The organism is Pseudochelatococcus lubricantis, from assembly GCF_011762225.1.
GTDB classification, from domain to species: Bacteria; Pseudomonadota; Alphaproteobacteria; order Rhizobiales; family Beijerinckiaceae; genus Pseudochelatococcus; species Pseudochelatococcus lubricantis.
Genome location: NZ_JAASQI010000002.1, coordinates 577,456 through 597,916 on the forward strand (window position 1 = coordinate 577,456; position 20,461 = coordinate 597,916).

At 63.5% G+C, this 20,461-nt stretch carries 17 protein-coding genes and 1 pseudogene; 8 read left to right on the forward strand and 10 right to left on the reverse strand.

Annotated features, from left to right (window positions below):
* The first annotated feature begins 57 nt into the window (after positions 1–57).
* On the forward strand, positions 58–597 hold the full coding sequence (locus FHS82_RS06645) for a hypothetical protein (RefSeq protein ID WP_166950087.1): 540 nt from the start codon (positions 58–60) through the stop codon (positions 595–597).
* A 317-nt stretch (positions 598–914) separates the two neighbouring features.
* On the opposite strand, the gene FHS82_RS06650 is transcribed toward FHS82_RS06645, so the two are convergent.
* From FHS82_RS06650 to FHS82_RS06675, 6 genes are all read right to left on the reverse strand, one after another.
* A complete protein-coding gene (locus tag FHS82_RS06650; RefSeq protein WP_166950089.1) occupies positions 915–1,628 on the reverse strand; it encodes an MgtC/SapB family protein in 714 nt (237 codons plus the stop codon).
* Between the two features lie 188 nt (positions 1,629–1,816).
* The gene (locus tag FHS82_RS06655) at positions 1,817–3,262 is read right to left on the reverse strand and encodes a Na+/H+ antiporter NhaC family protein (protein WP_166950090.1); all 1,446 of its coding nucleotides are present in this window, start codon (positions 3,260–3,262) and stop codon (positions 1,817–1,819) included.
* A 117-nt stretch (positions 3,263–3,379) separates the two neighbouring features.
* A complete protein-coding gene (locus FHS82_RS06660; protein WP_166950092.1) occupies positions 3,380–4,615 on the reverse strand; it encodes an arginine deiminase in 1,236 nt (411 codons plus the stop codon).
* 26 nt (positions 4,616–4,641) lie between these two features.
* Positions 4,642–6,075, reverse strand: a complete 1,434-nt coding sequence (locus FHS82_RS06665) for a basic amino acid/polyamine antiporter (protein ID WP_166950094.1) — start codon at positions 6,073–6,075, stop codon at positions 4,642–4,644.
* A gap of 382 nt (positions 6,076–6,457) precedes the next feature.
* Positions 6,458–7,519: a helix-turn-helix domain-containing protein gene (locus tag FHS82_RS06670; RefSeq protein ID WP_166950096.1), complete on the reverse strand. Its 1,062-nt coding sequence runs from the start codon at positions 7,517–7,519 to the stop codon at positions 6,458–6,460.
* A gap of 88 nt (positions 7,520–7,607) precedes the next feature.
* Positions 7,608–8,270: a Crp/Fnr family transcriptional regulator gene (locus FHS82_RS06675; protein ID WP_343042517.1), complete on the reverse strand. Its 663-nt coding sequence runs from the start codon at positions 8,268–8,270 to the stop codon at positions 7,608–7,610.
* 339 nt (positions 8,271–8,609) lie between these two features.
* Between FHS82_RS06675 and FHS82_RS06680 the strand changes: the two genes are divergently transcribed.
* The 7 genes from FHS82_RS06680 (at position 8,610) to FHS82_RS06710 (ending at position 17,039) form a co-directional block, all read left to right on the forward strand.
* On the forward strand, positions 8,610–10,142 hold the full coding sequence (locus FHS82_RS06680; RefSeq protein ID WP_166950294.1) for an arylsulfatase: 1,533 nt from the start codon (positions 8,610–8,612) through the stop codon (positions 10,140–10,142).
* 87 nt (positions 10,143–10,229) lie between these two features.
* Entirely contained in the window at positions 10,230–11,255 is a 1,026-nt protein-coding gene (locus tag FHS82_RS06685) for an HAD family hydrolase (RefSeq protein ID WP_166950100.1), read from the forward strand.
* 58 nt (positions 11,256–11,313) lie between these two features.
* Entirely contained in the window at positions 11,314–12,333 is a 1,020-nt protein-coding gene (locus FHS82_RS06690) for a SphA family protein (protein WP_166950103.1), read from the forward strand.
* Positions 12,334–12,419: 86 nt separating this feature from the next.
* The gene (locus FHS82_RS06695) at positions 12,420–13,343 is read left to right on the forward strand and encodes a formylglycine-generating enzyme family protein (RefSeq protein ID WP_208394136.1); all 924 of its coding nucleotides are present in this window, start codon (positions 12,420–12,422) and stop codon (positions 13,341–13,343) included.
* Positions 13,344–13,618: 275 nt separating this feature from the next.
* Entirely contained in the window at positions 13,619–14,218 is a 600-nt protein-coding gene (locus FHS82_RS06700; protein WP_166950107.1) for a histidine phosphatase family protein, read from the forward strand.
* A gap of 144 nt (positions 14,219–14,362) precedes the next feature.
* A complete protein-coding gene (locus FHS82_RS06705; protein ID WP_246225161.1) occupies positions 14,363–16,375 on the forward strand; it encodes a BTAD domain-containing putative transcriptional regulator in 2,013 nt (670 codons plus the stop codon).
* 166 nt (positions 16,376–16,541) lie between these two features.
* A complete protein-coding gene (locus FHS82_RS06710; protein WP_166950111.1) occupies positions 16,542–17,039 on the forward strand; it encodes a cupin domain-containing protein in 498 nt (165 codons plus the stop codon).
* A gap of 123 nt (positions 17,040–17,162) precedes the next feature.
* On the opposite strand, the pseudogene FHS82_RS06715 reads toward FHS82_RS06710, so the two are convergent.
* From FHS82_RS06715 to FHS82_RS06730, 4 genes and pseudogenes are all read right to left on the reverse strand, one after another.
* Positions 17,163–17,273 (reverse strand): annotated as a pseudogene (locus FHS82_RS06715) (DNA-3-methyladenine glycosylase); the annotation flags it as partial.
* A gap of 15 nt (positions 17,274–17,288) precedes the next feature.
* Positions 17,289–17,627 carry a P-II family nitrogen regulator gene (locus FHS82_RS06720; protein ID WP_166950113.1) on the reverse strand — a complete coding sequence of 113 codons (339 nt, stop codon included), beginning with the start codon at positions 17,625–17,627 and terminating at the stop codon, positions 17,289–17,291.
* Between the two features lie 193 nt (positions 17,628–17,820).
* On the reverse strand, positions 17,821–19,128 hold the full coding sequence (locus FHS82_RS06725; RefSeq protein ID WP_166950296.1) for an ammonium transporter: 1,308 nt from the start codon (positions 19,126–19,128) through the stop codon (positions 17,821–17,823).
* 274 nt (positions 19,129–19,402) lie between these two features.
* Entirely contained in the window at positions 19,403–20,443 is a 1,041-nt protein-coding gene (locus tag FHS82_RS06730; protein ID WP_166950115.1) for a heme-dependent oxidative N-demethylase family protein, read from the reverse strand.
* Positions 20,444–20,461: the final 18 nt, after the last annotated feature.

Below are 20,461 nucleotides of genomic sequence, written 5' to 3' on the forward strand. Positions count from 1 at the left end.
ATTACCGAAAAATGCAATCTAACATATCTCAAATCAACGACAGCGCGATTTAAAATCATGTCTGATGCCGCAAACGCAGGTCTCATCGAGATTCGCATCGACAAGGTGTCGCAACTCTTCGACACGAAGGACCTTCACCCGTTCCATCAATGGTCCCTCGCGGACGAGGCCGACGCCTACATCACCGGGCATGCCCAGGAACTGCCGCCGCGGAAACCGCTGACGATCGTCATTCACCTGCCGGAAGCGGAATACCCGCATGCGCTTGGTCTCGGCAACGCCATAGCCTCCTATTACACGAAGCGCGCCGATGCCGGGACGCGGGAACTGCGCACCTTGTTCCGGAACGGGCGCGTGGCACTCCTGACCGGGATTGCGGTGTTCATCCTCTGCTTTTCGCTGGCGCAACTCCCCACTGGATGGCTTGGCGGCGGCTACGTGTCGCAATACTTCAGGGAAGGGCTGGTCATTGTCGGCTGGGTCGCTAACTGGCGGCCGATGGAAATTTTCCTCTATGACTGGTGGCCTATCGTGAGCAAGCGAAGGCTCTATCGGCGGCTCGCACGCGCGCAGGTGGTGCTGAAGCGCCAATCATGACGCTTCGTTTTCGTCCTGCCTGCCGTTATGGCTGCTTCTTCGCGAACAGCGCTGTTGCGCCGTCGAAGGATCGGCCGACCGGTCGCACTTGCGCCCTGCTCAGGCGCTGCGCGGGCTTGACCACGGGCTATAGCATTTCGGCATTTCAATGAAATGTCGAAATGCTATAAGTTTTTGATATTACGCGCTTTCTTCACGCAAACCGGCACCCGCTTTGCTTGAAAACGCTTTAGAGCGCATTCCGATCAGAATTCGCTCAAAATAAGGAACCTGGAATCTGTCCTGTTTCAACGTAAACAGGACAGATTCCAATAATATTACTCCTGCGGCGCGGCTGACGTCCATCGCGTGGAGAAGATGAGGGGAGAGAGGCTGAGATCGCCCACCAACTGCTCCACCAGGCTGTCGACCTGTTGCGGGCTGTAGACCGTGGCCTCGACCTCGACATCGCCCGTATTCGGCAAGACATGGCTTTCCAGGCTCTGAAGCCGCAGCTTGTGCACGCTCATCGCCTGCAACAGTTTGGTGCGGACGACAGCCTCGTCTTGCGCCTCGCATTTCAGTTCGATGATGTAATAGCGCTCCGTCAGTTCTTCTTCCGGAGAGAAGTAGTCGATAATTCCGCGCAGCCGCGGCAGCCCGACATTGATCAGGAGAATGAAGACTGTCACCTCGAACGCCTCAAGAACGAAGCCATAGCCGGCCAGCGTGCCTACCGCCCCGGTCGCCCACAGCGTCGCCGCGCTGCTGAGCCCGCGGACGCTGAGTCCGTCGCGCATGATGAGACCCGCCCCGAGGAAGCCGATGCCCGTCACCACCTGGCCACCCATGCGAACCTCGATCCTGCCTTCACCCTCGATCAGGATGGCGAGCGACGTGAATGCGGCAGCTCCCAACGACACGAGCGCGTGCGTCGTCAGGCCGGAATGTCTCTGCCGCCATTGCCGCTCGATCCCTACTAAACTGCCGAGGAACAGCGCCACCAGCAGATCGGGGGCGATCGAGAGTGCGTTGTAGTAGTTGCCGGCCATCGGAGCCCTCATTCCGGGAAGTTTATCGAGATGCTTAGGCCGAAAGGCCCTAACGTTCGATGACGCGACATATAAATGTATCCATGCGGACCGCTGGCAGGTGAGCCTGGTTCAATGTGCGTTTTTCAAGTATCATTAAATAATGACATCGTCCGCACCGTCGCGGCATGTCGGCCGCCCTTTACGGGTCAGGCAGCTTCCCCCGTCCGTTGCGCGATTGAAAACCTGGCGACAAGGATGGCGAGCAGCGGGCTGGCAATGCCGAACACCGCATATGGAGCATAGCTCAGCGTCGCGACACCCAGCGTCGCCGCCATGTAGGCGCCGCAACTGTTCCACGGCACCAGCGCGGACGTCGGGGTCGCGGCCGCTCCGACCGCGCGCGACAGCAACACCGGCGCGAGGCCCCGGCGCTCGAATTCCGGGCGGAACATGCGCGCGGGCAGCACGATCGACAGATATTGGTCGGCGGTGATGATGTTGCTGGCCAACACGGCAGCAACCATGGCGGCGACGAGGCTGCCGAGCGAGCTGGCAAGCGAGACGATCGGCGTCACGATCCGATCGAGCACCCCCGTCTTTTCGACGACACCGCCGAAGGCGAAGGCGACCACGACGAGCCAGATGGTTGGCAGCATGCTCTCCATGCCGCCGCGACTGGCGAGCGCATCGATGGCCGCATCGCCGGAGCTGGAGACGTAGCCGCTGGCGAGCGCCAGCCACACGCCCTTGACCAGTGCAAGCCAGCCGGGAATCTCGGGACCGGCTGCGGCGAAAGCAAGCACCCGGTCGGGCGACATGACGACAGCCAGAACGCCGCCGGCCAGCGCCCCGGCGAAGATCGTCGTGAACGGCGGCAGCTTCAGCAGAGCGAGCACGATGATCAGCGCGAGCGGCAGGAACATGTACCAGCCCGTCGGGGTCACAGCCTCGATCGCTGCGAGCTTGCCCGAGATGTCGGCCGTTCCCGGCGTGCCGAGCAGCCAGAAGATGACGAGCGACAGGCCAAGTGCCCCGAACGATGTCGGCAGCGTGTGCCGCATGTGCTCGTAGAGCCCGGCGCCGGCAGAAGCCGCGGCGAGATTGACCGAATCCGACAGCGGCGACGTCGTGTCGCCGAAATAGGCGCCGGAGATGATCGCCGCCGCCGTGATCGCCGGATCGAGCCCCATGTTGGCGGAAATGCCCATCAGCCCGACACCGATCGTCCCGACCACCGTCCACGAGCTGCCTATCGAGAACGAGATGAGTGCGGCAAGCGCCGTCGCGGTGACATAGAAAGAGCCGGGGTCGAGCAGCTTCAATCCGTAATAGACCATCGCGAGCAGCGTGCCGCTCAGGGCCCATGCCCCGATCAGCGCGCCGACCGCGAAAAGGATGAAGATGGCGCCGATGCCGCTGGCGACGCTGGCCGTCGCCGCTTCGGTCATCGCTTCCAAGCGATGGCCGCGCCCGACCGCCATCAGCGCGGCGACGAGCGCGGCGAGCGTCAGCGCAACCTGGTTCGGCCCCTCCACACCCGCATCGCCGAACAGGAAGAAGGAGAGGCCGACAAGCACGACCAGCGCGGCTACGGGGACCAGCGCTTCGAACAGAGTTGGAGATCGCGGCACGGCGGATATATTTTCGTCCATATCAATCGCCCGCTCTGAAAGCACAGGTCCCGCAATCAGGGAGGTTCATAAGCAATGGCTCCCGACGCGCTTTCCAGTTCAGCGAAACCGGAAAGCGCTCCGAAGAGCCCTGTCCGCTCAGTAATCGACGGGATCGCGGATAATCGGGCAGGTCATGCAATGGCCGCCGCCACGACCACGGCCAAGCTCGGAACCATCGATGGTGATGACCTCGATCCCCGCGCGGCGCAGCAGCGTGTTGGTGTAGGTGTTGCGGTCGTAGGCGAACACGACCCCCGGGGAGGCGCAGACGAGGTTTGCGCCCGAGTCCCACTGGGTGCGCTCGCGCATGTAGTCGTTGCCGCCGGTCTCGACGACACGCAGTTCCTTGAGGCCCAGCGCCTCGCGCACGGTCTCGATGAGCCCCTTGTCGCGGGAAAGCTCAAGCCCGCCGTTGCCATCCGGACGGTAGGAGAAGCACTGGATGCTGTTCACGATGTCGGGATAGATCAGCACGCAGTCACGGTCGGCGAAGGTGAACACCGTGTCGAGATGCATGGCCGCGCGCAGCTTCGGCATCGCGGCGATGATGACGCGCTCCGCCGCGCCTTGCTCGAAGAGCGCCTGCGCCGCCTGGCTGATCGCCTGACGCGAGGTGCGCTCGCTCATGCCGATCAGCACGTTGCCCTTGCCGATCGGCATCACGTCGCCGCCTTCAAGCGTGGCGAGGCCCCAGTCCCTGGTCGGGTCGCCCCACCAGACCTTCACCTTGCCGGCGAAGTCGGGATGGAACTTGTAGATCGCCGTCGTGAGAATGGTTTCCTCATGCCGTGCCGGCCAGAAGAGCGGGTTCAACGTCACGCCGCCATAGATCCAGCAGGTGGTGTCGCGGGTGTAGATCGTGTTCGGCAGCGGCGGCAACAGGTATTCGTTCACGCCGGCCGCGTCGCGGATCAGTGCCAGCGTGGCGCCGCCGATCGTGTCGGGAAACTCGTAGGTCGAGAGGCCGCCGATCAGCGTCTCCGCGAGCTGGCGATCCGGCAGTCCCTCAAGATAGGAACGTACCTCGTCCACGAAACCGAGGCCGATCTGGTTGGGCACGACCTGATTGTCGAGGATCCACTGCTTGGCTTCCGGAATCGCGAGGATCTCGGTCAGCAGGTTGTGCTTTTCCACTACCTCGATACCGCGATCCCGCATCTTGGTGATGAAATCGAAATGGTCTCGCTTGGCGACATCGACCCACAACACGTCGTCGAACAGCAAGGCGTCGCAATTGCTGGGGGTCAGTCGCTGGTGAGCGCGGCCGGGCGCGCAGACCAGAACCTTGCGCAGCTGGCCAACCTCGGAATGAACGCCGAAATTCGTTTCCATAGCTAAGCTCCGATTTCTTATTCTGTTCAGGGAGATATGGTGCCGGTGAGAAGGCCGTAGGCGCCCACGAGGCCCGCGGTGACCGTGACGCCGAAGATGACGAGTTCCACAGGGGTGAACAGCGACACGTTCTGCTCGCGCCGCGCCCAGACATAGAGGATGGTGCTGGGCACGAAGAGCACGGCCACGAGCAGCACGTATTTCAGGCCAGCGGCCACGAACATGAACAGCGTATAGATGACGGCGATCCAGGCGAATATCTGGTCGCGTCCGCGCTCTCGCGGCGTGGCCTCGTAGCCGTCTCCGCGCCGGGCGACCAGCACGCCGTATCCCGCCACCAGCAGATAGGGCAGCAGCGCCGTCACGCTCGTCATGTTGAGCATGAAATTGAACGCATCGCTAGACCAATAGGTCGAGATCACGAACAGCGAGACGACGATGTTCGTCAACCACAGCGCATTGGCGGGCACGCGGTTGGGGTTCTGCGCCGCGAAGAGCCTGGGCATGTCCTTGGACTTCGCGGCGGCGAACAGGACTTCGGCGCAGATCAGCGACCAGGCGAGGTAGGCGCCGAGCACCGAGATCAGCACGCCGACCGAGACGAAGATCGCGCCCCATCGCCCGACGATGACCTCAAGAGCACCGGCGAGCGACGGATTCGCCACGCCCGCGAGCGTTGCGCGCGGCATTGCGCCAAAGGGCAGCAGCGTGACGGCCACCATGAGGCCCAGGACAGCGGCAAAGCCGAGAATCGTCGCGGTTCCGACGTCGGCGCGGGTCTTGGCGAAGCGCGAGTAGACGCTCGCGCCCTCGATGCCGAGGAAGACGAAGATCGTGATCAGCATCGTGTCGCGCACCTGCAACAGCAGCGACTTCTCGGGCATGCCGACACCACCGAAGAAATTCTCGGAGAACTGGGCGTAGTTGAACGCGAAGATCATCAAGAGGATCGCGACGATGATCGGCACGATCTTCGCTATCGTCACGACGGTGTTGACGAAGGCCGCCTGTTCGACGCCCCGCAAGATCATGAAATGGAATGTCCATATGCCGGCAAGCGACACGAGGATCGCGATCGGGCTGCTGCCGTCGCCGAAGATGTAGGGAAAGAAGTTTCCGAGCGTGGAGCCGATCAAGACCCAGTAGAAGACGTTGCCGAAGCAACTGCCGAGCCAGTAACCGAAGGCCGACAAAAAGCCCGCATAATCGCCGAAACCGGACTTGGCATAGGCGAAGACACCCGAGTCGATGTCCGGCCGCTTTTCAGCGAGAAACTGGAAAACACGAGCCAGCATGTACATGCCCGTTCCGGCGACGATCCAGGCGATGATCGCGCCGAAAGGCCCCGTCGCAACGCCGAAACGACCGGGCAGGTTGAAGATGCCGGCCCCGACCATCGAACCGACAACCATGGCTGTCAGCGCCGGTAACGACATTTTCCCTGTTGTTTTGGACGCCATTCCTACCCCCGAATATTGTTGTATCTTTTCGTATTATCTGCACCTTAGCCAGAAAACGGCCAAGCGTCTCATTAATTCGCGCCACGCCTTTCGGCTTGTCCCATCTTCGACGGACGGGAGCCCCTGTCCCGCCCCGTCGAACCAGTCGCGCCTGACCGCTACGCCTGATCGGGGTCAAATGCACACGCCGATCGCACCCCATGTTTCAATCTCCGGTTCTGCGCCGCGTAAGCAACTGTAATGCGGCATCCGTAGCCGGTTTAAGGACGATTCCCGCCTGCGGAACAGGTGCTCGGGCGGCTGGTGCAAAGCTGCCGAACGCTGTGCAAAGTCTCATACGGAACAAGAAGGGCGATCTGCCGAAATGAGGCCCGGCCGCCTGCTATCCGCGGGGCTCCCTGGCCCGGCCCAGCAGCGCGGAGATGTCGTTCTCGGAGCCTGTGACTTCCGGGTGCGAGGGCTGCACCATACGGATGCCCATGCGTGTCGCCGTGCGCACGTCTCCGGGCGAGCAGTTGAACTGCCGTCGAAATGCGCGGTTGAATGCGGATGTATTGTGGAAGCCGCGCTTTTCCGCCAGCTCGGCTATCGGGATATGGTTGAGACCCGGGTCCGTCAGATCGGCATATATTTTGTTCAGCCGGAGTGTCTGAATGTATTTCGCGACGCCGCCGCTTTCCTCGAAGATGCCGTAGAGGACTGACCGCGACACTCCGGAAAGTTGAGACAGCCGTTCAGGGGTCAGGCGCGCCGACCACAGATTCGAGCGAATGATCTGGCGCACCTGATCGCGCAGGAGCGCTGGATCGAACTCACGCAGAACGTCGCCGGGCGCCGCTTCCACCTGAAGGCAGGCGACGATCATCCCGTGAAGCGCGCGCGCAAAACGGTCGCGATCCCGTTCGTCGGCATGAGGGAGGCGATTGGCCAGCGAAATCAGGAAGTCGGCCAGCAGGTCGGCTGCGCCTGCACGAACGGGACCGCTGCCGTAACGCGAGAAGTATTGCCACAGCTCCGGAATTTCGCCGCGGGGGATGACGACGCTGACCCAGCCCGCGGGTGACCAGTGGTCGACAAACGCTTCCGCGAGGGTATCGAAAACGAGGGTGCCGTCGGAAGCAACATAGTGCTGTTCATCCGTTCGCGACGCCATCTGCCCGTTTCGCGTCACACGAAGCATCCAGTCGTCGAGATCATCCCTTGCAATATGACCACGATGCCTGACGATATTCACCTCACTGGATTTGCCGTCCATGACGATCATGTTGCCGAGGGTCCAGTGTTCCACCCGCAGAGAGCAGAACCGGCGCTTCTCCGGAGCAACAAAGACGTCGGCGGCGCTCGCATAGAAGTCGAACAGGGCGTCATAACGGTCGTCGGGCTCCATCTCGTCCAGCTCGAAGCAGTATGAAGACAAGGGCAGCGGCTCATCAGGAGCATTCATGGGTTCGCTCGCGTTGGCTTTCGGTCAGGGTAGTTTGTCCATTAGAATATGCCCTGTTTACGTTGAAACAGGATAGATTCCAGCGCTCTCAGCCGCCGTCGCCCTGCGCTGCGAAACGGCGCAACCGTTCCGCGTCGATGATGGTGATGGAACGGTACGTGTTGCTGATCCAGCCCGCGGCGGCGAAACGTTGCAGGGCGGCGTTCACCTGTTTTCGCGAGGCGTTGGCCATCGCGCCGATTTCCGCCTGCGTCAGCGGAACGGGAACCTCGCCGATCCAGGTCGCGCGCTGCAGCACCGCCGCGATGCGGCGCGCCGCCTCGGGAATCTGCAAATCATGAATGACACGCACGAGGACGTCCACGCCCATCATGACGCTTTGCGCGACATACCGGACGACTTCGGCGTCCTGCGCCGCCATCCGGTCGAGGGTGTCGAGGGGGACATGCATCATGGATGTTTCGACGAGCGCGCGCAGTTCGAGCCGTCGCGGCTGACGGGTGAGGAAGCAGCCCTCTCCGGTCCACGCGCCGATGGCACCCAGATGGATCAGCTGCGGTGTGTGATCGGAGGGGGCGATGTTGACGGTCACCGTGCCCGAAACCAGACCGTAGATGCCGCCGAGCGCATCCCCGAGCCTGTAGATGACATGGCCCGGCGCGAAATGTTGCAGCACGCCCTGACTCAGGATCGCGGCCCTGAATTTTTCAGGCTGCATCGAAAGCCAGCCACGTGTGGAGAGAATACTCACGGCCTGTTCTCTTGATACATGCGTCATGAGGCGATTTTCCGGCTGGTCCGCCCGAGAAGGCGGACGGTGAGAGGGACATGGTCGTGCCATTGCGGCGAGGCGATACGGCTGAGTATTGCTTTTCCCGCCCACATGCGAACAATGGCGATAATAAGGCATAATAATTTTCCGGTTTGTCCGTTTCCGGACAGAGTCAAAAGGGCGAAGATGCAATTATGCCATCCGGTTCCGGCCAGTCTCGTGGGCCCGGAGCGATAGTCCAGCCTTATCGCCGTTTGCGACATATGTACGCGAAGGAGGAAATCCGTGAAGCTGACCCACTTGCTGGCGACGGCAGCCATGATCAGCGTCGGCGCCGGGGGCGTTGCGCAAGCGCAGCAGCCGCAACAGGCGCCTCGGCCGAACATCCTCGTCATTTTTGGCGACGATATTGGTCAATCAAACCTCAGCACCTACACTTTCGGCCTCGTGGGCTATCGCACACCCAACATCGACCGGCTGGCCGCCGAAGGGCTGAAGTTCACGGATTACTATGCCGAGCAGAGCTGCACGGCGGGGCGCTCCACCTTCATCACCGGCCAGACGACGCTGCGCACGGGACTGTCCAAGGTCGGCGTGCCCGGGGCCCCGGTGGGCTTGCAGGCGAAGGATATCACCATCGCCCAGGCGTTGAAGCCGCTGGGCTACGCCACCGGCCAGTTCGGCAAGAACCACCTCGGCGACAAAGACGAATTCCTGCCGACGAACCACGGCTTCGACGAGTTTTACGGCAATCTTTACCACCTGAACGCGGAGGAGGAGCCCGAGCAGCGCACCTATCCGCGCGATGAACGCTTCCGCGACCTGTTCAGGCCGCGCGGCGTCATCCGGGCGACGGCCGGCGGCAAGATCGAGGATACCGGCCCGCTGACGAAGAAGCGCATGGAGACCATCGACGACGAGACCACGAGCGCCGCCGCCGACTTCATCGAGCGGCAGGTCGCCGCCGGCAAGCCGTTCTTCACCTGGATGAATACGACGCGCATGCACTTCCGCACCCATGTGCGCGATGACCGGCGCAGCGAGCCCGGCCTGACCGCGCGCACGGAGTACGCCGACGGCATGGTCGAGCACGATGGGCACGTCGGCCAACTGCTGAAGAAGCTCGACGATCTCGGTGTCGCCGACAACACCATCGTCATCTATACGACGGACAACGGCCCGCACCTGAATTCGTGGCCGGATGCCGCGACCACGCCCTTCCGCAGCGAGAAGAACACCAACTGGGAAGGCGCCTTCCGCGTGCCCGCCATCGTCCGCTGGCCCGGCAAGATCGAGCCGGGATCAGTATCGAACGAGATATTCTCCGGTCTCGACTGGTTCCCGACGCTGTTGGCTGCCGCCGGAGACGCCGAGGTGAAGGACCGCCTGAGCAAGGGCTGGGATGTGGATGGCCGGACCTACAAGGTGCATCTGGACGGCTACAACCAGCTTCCCTACCTCACCGGCGAGCAGGAACGCGGCGCCCGCAAGGAGTTCCTGTACTTCAACGACGACGGCGAGTTCGTCGGCATGCGCTACGAGAACTGGAAGATCGTGCTCGCCGAACAGCGCGCCACCGGAACGCTGCAAGTGTGGAGCGAACCTTTCACGCACCTGCGTATTCCCAAGCTGTTCGATCTTCGCGCCGACCCCTTCGAGCGGGCGGATATCACCTCCAACACCTATTGGGATTGGGTGCTGTCGCAGGTCTATGTCCTGAACATCGCCCAGATCGCCGCGCAGCAGTATTTCGCGACGTTCAAGGATTTCCCGCCGAGCCAGCGGGCGGCCTCGTTCAATGTCGACCAGATCGTCGAGCAGATGAACCGTCAGATCGAGACGGCCAACTGATCGTCTCCGTCGCGGCGGGCGGCGCTTCTGCGCCCCCGCCGTGTCATATGCCCTGTTCGTGTCTGCAGCTTTTATGAGGGAGGCGTCATGCCGGACCGGTTTGCTTTTCCTTCCCGCCGCCTGTTGTTGTCCGGTCTTGCCATGACGACGCTCTTGCTCGGCATCGCCACCGCCCCGCAACTCGCTGCGGCCGGGACCGATCCGCTTCCATCGTGGAATGCCGGTGCGGTCAAAAGCGCCATCGTATCTTTCGTCGAACGTGTCACGGAGGAGGGAAGCCCGCACTTCGTCGCTCCTGATGATCGGATTGCGACGTTCGACAACGACGGCACCCTGTGGTCCGAGCAGCCGTTCTACTTCCAGCTCGCATTCGCGCTCGACCGCATACGGGAGCAGGCAAAGGCCGATCCGGCACTGGCGGAAAAAGAACCTTACAAAAGCGTGCTTTCCGGCGATCCGGAAAACCTCGCCGTGCTCGGCGAAAAAGGGCTGGCGCAGATCCTGGCGCTCACCCACGCCGGCCTGACTGTCGAGGCGTTCGATGCGCAGGTGCGCGCGTGGCTGGCCAGCGCGCGGCATCCGCGCTTCGACCGCCCATATACCGATCTCGTGTTCCAGCCGATGCTCGAACTGCTGGCCTATCTGCGCGCCAACGGCTTCAAGACCTATGTCGTATCCGGCGGCGGCATCGACTTCATGCGCCCGTGGATGCTGGACGTCTACGGTATTCCACCGGAGCAGATCATCGGGTCGAGCGGCAAGACGGCATTCAGGATAGACGGCGACAAGCCCGTGATCGAGAAGCTGCCGGAGGTCGAGTTCGTGGACGACGGTCCCGGCAAGCCTGTCGGCATCAACCGCTTCATCGGCCGTCGGCCGATCTTCGCAGCTGGCAACTCCGACGGCGACCTGCAGATGCTGCAATGGGCGACGCTGGGGGAGGGGGAACGCCTTGCCCTGATCGTCCATCATACCGATGCGGAAAGGGAGTGGGCCTACGATCGTGCATCGCACGTCGGCAGGCTCGACAAGGCGCTGGACGAGGCGGGGAAGCGCGACTGGCAGGTCGTGGACATGAAGAACGACTGGAAGACTGTCTTTTCATTCGAGTAATCGGCCTGATTTCAGGCATCAATCTGCTACGATCCCGTAACAACCGCGAGATATACGCATGGGCGAGGATGACGTGCCGCACGACCGATATCGCAGAATCAAGGTGAGGCTGTCGCGTATTGCCGTGCCGTGCATCGGTGCGGCCGCCCTGTTCGCCGTTTGCGGCCCGGCCCCCGTTCGCGCGGCGGAAAACGGGGTGGGCATGTATCTGCTCGGCAGCCGGGGGCCGATGGCGGGTTTCCTGCCTCCTCCGGGCTTCTACGTCCAGAACGATTTCTATTTCTATGACGGCGACCTGAGTGCCGGCAAATCGTTTCCCGCTGGCGGGCGCGTGGTGTCCGACGTCAAGGCCCAGGCCCGCACCAACCTGCTGAGCGGTACCTGGGTCCTGCCCCATGAAGTGCTTGGCGGAAACGTCGCGATCGGCGCCATCCTGCCTTTCGGGCGGACCGGCGTGACGGCCGGGCTTGATGTCGATGCGCCCCGTCTGGGCATCGACGCCTATCGCTCGCTGCGGGATAAGGCGACTGTGTTCGGCGACCCGGTGGCGACGGCCTCGCTCGGCTGGCATGCCGGCAAGTTCCACTGGAACATCGCCGGCATGCTGAACGTGCCCGTGGGCGATTACCGCGACGGGCAACTGGCCAACCTCGCCTTTCATCGCTGGGCTGGCGACATTTCGGCTGCGGTGACGTGGCTCGATCCCGAAAAGGGGCTCGATCTTTCGGTCGCGGCGGGGTTCACTTTCAATGGCGAAAACCCCAAGACCGACTATCGCACCGGCACCGAATTCCATATCGAGTGGGCCGTCACCCAGTTTCTGAGCAAGGATTTTTCCATCGGCGTCGTCGGCTATCACTACGAGCAGTTGACGGGTGATGGTGGGCGCGGCGCGCGGCTTGGTTCCTACAAGGGGCGGGTGACGGCGGTGGGCGGCTCGGTCGGCTACAACTTCACGGTTGGCGAAGTTCCGGTCTCAACGCGCCTCAAGGTGTTCCGCGAGTTCAACACCAGGAACCGCATGGAGGGCACCGCCGGCATCGTCACGGTGGCGCTGCCGCTGGCGACCGGGCGATAAGGGACGAGGAGCCGTCGCGCATGAGAAAGCCTCTCGCGAAGCCGCGCAATCGCAACGCGCCAGCCGATCCGGCTCTGCTCGGCGAGATGGCCTGGATCGCTGGCGGCACCTTCCGCATGGGGTCTGACGATCATTACGCGGAGGAGAAGCCCACGCACCGGGTCACCGTCGAGGGATTTTTCATCGACGTGACGCCGGTCACCAATCGCCAGTTCCGCGCTTTCGTCGAGGCGACAGGCCATGTCACCTTCGCCGAGAAAGCTCCGGACCCAAAAGATTATCCCGGCGCGCTGCCCGAAATGCTGAAGGCGGGCTCGCTGGTGTTCAGCCCGCCCGATCATCCGGTCGACCTGCGCGACTGGAGCCAATGGTGGCAGTTCCGTTTCCGCGCCAACTGGCGCCGGCCGTATGGGCCGGGCAGTTCCATCAAGGGGTTGGACGATCATCCGGTTGTGCACGTCGCCTATCATGACGCTGTCGCCTATGCCGCGTGGGCGGGTAAGGAACTCGCGACCGAGGCCGAATGGGAATACGCCGCGCGCGGCGGGCTCGATGACGCCGAGTTCGCATGGGGCGCTGAACTCTGTCCCGGCGGCCGGCAGATGGCCAATACATGGCAGGGACAGTTCCCGTTCGAGAACCTCGCGCTCGACGGCTACGAACGCACCTCGCCGGTGAAGACGTTTCCGCCAAACGGTTACGGGCTCCACGATATGATCGGCAATGTCTGGGAATGGACGGCGGATTTCTGGTCGACGCACCATCCGGAGGACGCGCCGAAGGCCTGCTGCGTACCGGTCAATCCGCGCGGCGGGCCGGAAGAAGCGAGCTACGATCCCGCCCAGCCGCAAATCCTCATTCCTCGCAAGGTGCTGAAGGGCGGCTCGCATCTATGTGCGCCCAATTATTGCCGCCGTTACCGGCCTGCCGCCCGCCATGCCGAACCCGTTGACACGTCCACGAGCCATGTCGGCTTTCGCTGTGTGCGCCGCGTGCCGCTGACGGATTGAGCCCATCCGGGACGGGTCCTCGCCGGCGGCTTTTGCCTTGAATGCCGGACCATGGTTTCGGCGCGGTCGTCTCCCCATGCGCATCACGTCGCCTGCGGCATGGCGCTGTCGTTGAGCAGGAAATCCAAGCATTCCCGTTGCTCAGCTTCCCGCAGCGGCCTCTATGGGCGAGGTATGGAATAGCGTTGCGAAGGGGGGTGTTTCAGGATAAAGCGGCCCTCGGCCGACTGCCTTGGAATGTCTCGGCAGCCGGTATCGTTCGTCGGTGGTCAGCCATGTCTCGAATTGCCCGGTACCTTACCCATCCGCAGGTCTTGATCGATCCCGCCAGGGAGGTTCCCAGCTGGTCCCTGAGCGACGTTGGACGTGCCCGTGTCTCGGCCTTGGCATCGCGCCCGGGCTTGCTTTCGGAAACGAGGCGCGTGATCAGCAGCGATGAAACCAAGGCGCTGGAAACAGCCTGCCCCCTGGCTCGGGCTTTGGGAGTCGAGGTGGAGGTGCGCCCCCGGATGCACGAGAACGATCGTAGCGCAACCGGCTTCCTGCCGCCTCACGAGTTCGAGAAAGTGGCAGACGAGTTCTTTGCGAACCCGTCCCGAAGTGTTCGCGGATGGGAAACCGCCGAAGACGCGCAAAAGCGGATTGTTGATGAGGTCGATACCTGCCTGAGGGGCGGCACGGACGGCGATGTGCTGTTCGTCGGGCATGGCGGCGTCGGCACGCTTCTGTTCTGTGCCTTGTCGGGTAACAGAATAGATCGTCGTTTCGATCAGGGGCCGGGAGGTGGCGGCTGCTGGTTTGCGTTCGGTATCGAACACCGCAAGCCGACACACGGCTGGCAGCCTATGGAAATGCTGACATCCGCTTTCGCATGATCGCCCGCTCTTCCGCCCGCATCCGGGTCTGCAGTCGCGGTGTTCGCAGTGAGACTCAACCGTGACCTTCCACCGCACGACCGGGTTCTCGCGGAGGGCCGCTCGTCGGTATGGTGAGCGGGGAGGAAACCCGGGGTGGGAACCATGCAAAACGCCCGTGACGACAGCGGATCGACGATGCCGGTGTTGCTGCTTTTGGGAAACGCGCGCATTCGCACGGCCGCGGATGAGAGCGTGCCGCTGACCGAAAAGCTTGCGCTACTCGCGGGCTATCTGGCGACATCGACGACGCGCGGTCGCCGGCGCGGGCAGATAGCCGAGCAGCTCTGGCCGGACCGGGGCGAGGAACAGGCGCGCGGCAGCCTGCGCAACGCCTTGTCCCGGCTGCGGGCGATCGGTATCGGTGTCTCGACGGATGGCGACGTCGTGGCGCTTGCGCACCTGCCCACCGATATCGCCCAGCTCGCCGAGGCGGCGCTTGCGCCGGTGGATGTCGACACGGCTATGGCCCTGTCGTCGCCCTTCCTCGACGGGATAGAAGCACCGGGGTCGGAGATACACGACTGGCTGGTTTTTGAACGGGCGCGCCACCGCACGCTGGCGCAGCGTGCGCTTGCGCTCGCCAGCCAGGCCGCGTCGGAGCGAGGAGAAAAGGCTGAGGCGCTGGCGGCCGCATCGCTGCTGCTCACCCTCGACCCCTGCCGCGAGCGCAGTCACCGGCTCCTCATGCGGCTCCATGCCGCCGCCGGCGATCGCGCGGCGGCGCTCACCCAGTTTCGCGCATGTTGCGAGATCCTGAAGGTGGAGCTGGGCGTCACGCCCTCGGAGGGGACGCTGGCGCTGGCGAGGGAGCTGTCGGGTGACGGAAGCATCCCGTCATCGTCTGCCCCGCGCGGCGGGAGCGCCGCGCCGGTGCCGGCGGCGCGGCCTTCGGGAGCGGCAAGGCCAGCATGGGAGTTTCGGCTGTCCGTCGCCGTCCTGCCTTTCGTCCATGACGAGGGCGATCCGGATCAGCGCTTTCTCGCTGAAGGCATCGCCGACGACATCACCACGGAACTGACCCGCCACCGCGACTTTCTGGTGATCGCGCGCCCGTCGAGCCTGCGGTTCACGCTACCCGCCGAGGCGGCACGCGATCTCGGGGTGCGCTACGTCGTGACCGGCACCCTGAGGGTTGGTGCCGGCAAGGTCAGTCTTTCCGCCGGGCTGGTGGACGAGGTGTCCGGCCGCCACCTGTGGGCGGTGCGCCACGAAGGGGTGATGGACGATTTCTTCGTCCTGCGGGATCGGATCGTGGCGGAACTCACGACCGGCCTCGACGCGGAAATCCGGCTGGCCGAACGGGAGCGCGCGGCGAGCGGGCCGCCGGCCGATCTCGGCGCCTGGGAACTGTTCCATCGCGGGATGTGGCATGCCTATCACTTCGAAGCAGGCGATATCGCCCGTGCGGAGGCCTGCTTTTCCCGTGCCAGCGCGCTGGCACCGGAATTTGCCTTGCCCCATGCGGGGCTCGCCTATGCGGCTGTTCTGCGCATCGCGCTGCTGATGGAGCTGGATACCCAGGCCGGCGTGACCCGTGGTATCGCCCACGCCAGCCGGGCGTTCGAGCTTGATCCGTCGTCGCCTTTCGTCCTGGTGATGCTCGGGCGGCTTCGCGTTCTTGCCGGGGATATCGGCGGCGGGTTCGACCTGCTGAGCCGCGCGCGCGACCGCCATCCGTCCTACGCCCACGTGCATTATTGTCTCGCGCTCTCCCATCATGCCGCCGGCGAGCCGGCCCTGGCGCTGGAGGCCGTGGACATGGCGCTGAGGCTATCCCCCCGCGATCCCTTGCTGCCGATGTTCCTGACCGCGAGAGCGGCCAGCTGCTACTTCATGAATCGCCTGGAGGAGGCCGAGCGCGGCGCGCGCGAGGCGCTGGCGGTCAAGCGGGGCGAAGCGTGGGCGTTGATGGTTCTGGCGCTCGTGCTGGCGGAGACGGGCCGCTGCGACGAGGCGCGAGACTTGCTCTCCGGCTCCGGCGGGGCGACGCCCGGCCTCCAGCCGGCGACCATCTGGCCGATGATCGCAAGGGCGCTGCCCGCCGGCGGGCGCGCCCGGGCCACCCGTGCACTTGCCCTGATCGGGCTGCCCCCGCCGGATGATCAGCCGGCGTGAAATTGCGCATCGCTGCATTTTTAACGGTCGTGAGACGCCACAGTGACGCCGGTCTCGCGCCGCGCTGACGGCCATCGGCGAGAAGGAGCCCATGCCACGGCCGCGCCGGATGTCGGTCGGGCTCCACCTCCCGGCCCGGCGCCGGCTCACGACAGGGACAGCCACCATGCAACTCATCAGGAACAACACGCGCTTGGACAACACGACCGGTGCGGACTACTCCGCCTGGTTCCTCAACACCCGCATCACCATCCGCCTGTCGGCGGCCGATGGCGACGACGGCATCAGCATCATCGATCACTTCATGCCTTATGGCGAAAGCCCGCCGCTCCACATCCACCACAACGAGGACGAGATCTTCCATGTCCTGGAAGGCACCATGCGCGTCCGGATCGCGGGGGAGGATAGTATCCTGCGCGCCGGCGACATCGCGATCGCCCCCAAGGGCGTGCCCCACAGCTTCCGCGTCGAGAGCCTGTCGGGCGCGCGCTGCCTGACGATCTGCCGGGGGCACGATTTCGAGACGCTCGTGGCGCGGGCGAGCCGTCCCGCGACGACTGCGGGACTGCCGCCGGTCACGGCGCTGTCCGACGAACAGATCGTCGCATTTGCTACGCTGTGCGCCGCCAATCACATCGATCTGATCGGCGGTCCGCTCGATTGATCCTCCGGGTGCCCCGATCCGCTGGGCATCGGCGGCACCCTTGTCCCTGCCTCGTCTGCGGTCGGCGAGGCAGGGTTCGGAGAGCACCTGCGCGGTCCGTCCGGCACAGAACGGCGTCCTGCCCCGGAGCGCCTGCATGATCTTGATCCCGACCTGCGGTTCGATCGCCCGGATCAGCACGGCTTCTCCCGGACGCCCGACCACGTTGAGGCAGAGATGGATGCCGCGGGATATGGACTTCCGCTTGGTTCAGAGCGCGTCGACGCCGGTTTCGCCCGTACGTATGCGGACGGCTTGCTCGACGGCGCAGACGAAGAGCTTGCCGTCGCCGACCTTGCCCGTGCCGGCGGAGTGCCGGATCGCCGCCAGCACCTGATCCACGAGTTCGTCGGCGACCACGGTTTCCAGACGGATCTTGGGCAGGAAGTTCACGACATATTCGGCGCCCCGATACACTTCCGTGTGCCCTTTCTGGCGACCGAAACCCTTGACCTCCGTCACGGTGATGCCGGTCACGCCGGCCTCCGTCAAAGCTTCTCGCACAGCGTCGATCTTGAATGGTCGTATGATGGCGGTGATCAGTTTCATGTTGCGTTCCCCAATAGTTGTGAGATACGGCGCTTAGCTTAGGCAGTGGCGATCTGGCTGGAGTGCTTTTGTCGAAGACAGAAACACTCCAGCATTTGCCTGTGGCAGAAAAAGATTCGCCTTTTCAACGCTCAAACGTCGCGCGGGATCAAGAGTTTTTCAGCTTTTTGCTTCAAACAAAATGAGAAAAACTCTATGCGTTATAAGCGCTTTCATGATGGCTCGTGATGTCGAGTCCCTCTTCCTCGTCTTCCTGCACGACGCGGAGACCGATTGCCCAATCGATCAATTTTAGGATGGCCCAGCTCAAGGCCAGGCAGTAGACGATGGTGAATACGACGCTTGCGGTCTGCACCAGCAACTGCCGCCCGATGTCGAGACCCTCGACGGTGCCGCCCAGCGACGGCGCCGCGAACAAGCCGGTCAGGATCGCGCCGACAATGCCGCCGACACCGTGCAGTCCGAACACGTCAAGGGTGTCGTCATAGCCGAAACGGTGCTTGAGATCGGTGATGGCATAGAAGCAGGCAACGCTGGTGAGAAGCCCGATGACGATGGCGCCACCGGCGCCGACGAAGGCGCAGGCGGGCGTGATGCCGACGAGGCCCGCCAGCGCGCCGGAGGCAACCCCGAGTGCGCTTGGCTTGCCTCTTGTAAGCGTCTCCATCAGCGCCCAGCCGAGGATGCCGGCACAGGCCCCCAGCTGTGTGTTCAGCATGACGAGACCGACCTGGCCGTTGACGGCAAGCCCCGAACCGATGTTGAAGCCGAACCAGCCCACCCAGAGCATGCTGGCGCCCGTCAGCGTAAGCACGAGATTATGAGGGGGCATCGGGATCCTCGGATAGTTCGTGCGCTTGCCGAGCACGAGGCAGGCCGCGAGCCCCGCGACGCCCGAGTTGATATGGACGGCGGTCCCGCCCGCGAAGTCGAGCGCTCCCCAATTCACCATCAGCGCGCCCGGCCCGCCCCAGACCATGTGCGCGACCGGCGCGTAGCAGAAGGTGAACCACAGGGCCAGAAAGAGGACGGAGGCGGAAAACTTCATGCGTTCCGCGAACGCGCCGGCGACGATCGCCGGGGTGATGATGGCGAAGGCCATCAGGAAGACGATCAGCACGCCTTCGGGAACGCCGGAGGCGGCCGCCTGCGGGTCGACACCGGCGAGCAACGCCTTGTTCAGCCCGCCGACGAAGCTGTTGAACGAATACTCGCCCTCGACCATGCCTGTCGTGTCCACGACCAGGCTGTAGCCGTAGATCACCCAGAGAACGCCGATGACGCCCGCCGAAACATACATCTGCACGAAGATCGAGAGCACGTTCTTGGCGCGCACGACGCCGCCGTAGAACAGGGCGAGCCCGGGCAGGCACATCATCAACACGAACAGCGTCGCCGTCAGCAGCCAGGCTGTCGTTCCGGTATCGATCTCGCCGGTTGCGGCGTGGGCGGTGGAGGAAACGCCGAGGAAGGCGGCAGCGATGAGCGCCCGCGAGATCATCGACGGCCTCTGCCGTGACGGATGCGGGACGGCACGGCAATCATCCACCGTGACCCGTTTCTTCATTGCAGGCTCGCGTTCAATGTCGTTGCCGGAGCAGGCACCGGCGCTTTCAGCATCAACCATTCGTATGTTCCCCTGTTTATCTTGAACGTGTCATGTATTCCTCCGCACGCATCCTCCCAGTGCCGCCAGGCGTTCTGCCTTTCCGGCTTTTTATTGTATTATTATTTGTCGAGCCCGTTATGGCGCCGGTCCTGCCTGTGGCGCCGTCTCAGTCCGGCCAGATTCCCGGTGAGGTCGGAGCGCCGTCGTCATGGCGGGAAAGCCATTCGACGGTGGTGTCGCGGTAGCGCGTCATGCCCTTGTAGTCGACCAGTTCCTGCGGCAGCGTCTTGAGCACCCTGTGAAAACGCCGTGCCCATTTTGGAACGGTTACGAGTTCCTCCATGCTCATCAGGTAGCAGCGGATCACGAACAGCATCGCGTTCGAGCGCGGCAGCCGCCATAGAGTTTGCAGCTCGACGCGCAGGTGCACCTTCCGGCCGACATTGACGGGCGTCACAGTCGTCCGGTCGCGCCCCCACTTGTGATAGTTTTCGGGGCTGGTATCCAGGCGCGGATTGACGGTCATTGTCCAGTTGAACCGGCGCACGGGCTGGCCGAGCTGGAGGTTCAGGAGAAACTTCAGCGCCCGGTCGAAAATGCCCATCCCGTGAGCGAGGGGAACGGGGCCGTGCCATTCCATGAAATTCATGCCGACGTCGAAATCCAGCGACCAGTCCGCCTGTGTGGTGACGAGCCCGGCGTCCATCCAGAGATTGTTGTCCCGCTGGTCGACGATGCACAGGTCGCCTTGCGTCTGCCGGCCGATATACTCCAGCGGCTCATACGGGAGTGTCTCGCGGGCGCCGAATGTGAAAGTGTCGTCGATGCCGAGTGGCCGGTTGATCCATCGCCACCGGTCACCGTTCCTCGTCAGCGAGAAGTGTTCGGGATATCCGGCAGCCTGCTGCTCCATGAGGAGTTCGAGAACGTCCCACTGCGCCTGCATCATATGCGGCAGGGCCTGGTAGCGCAGCGGATCTTCCTTGAGCACGAGTGCCCGGTCGGCCATTTCCGCGACGTAGTGCTCGTCCACGTCGATCAGGCTTTCGTAGATGGTGCCCTTCCGTCCCGGTACGTGAGGCTCGATGTTCACCGAGTACGCATATTCGTCCCGGTCGAACGGAAACGGGAAACGGTGGATATTGGCGGGACTGTTCCGGTAGGTGAAATCGTCACGGAAGGTTTCCTGCCTGAACATGATGGCCATGGCTTGGCTCCCTCTGTC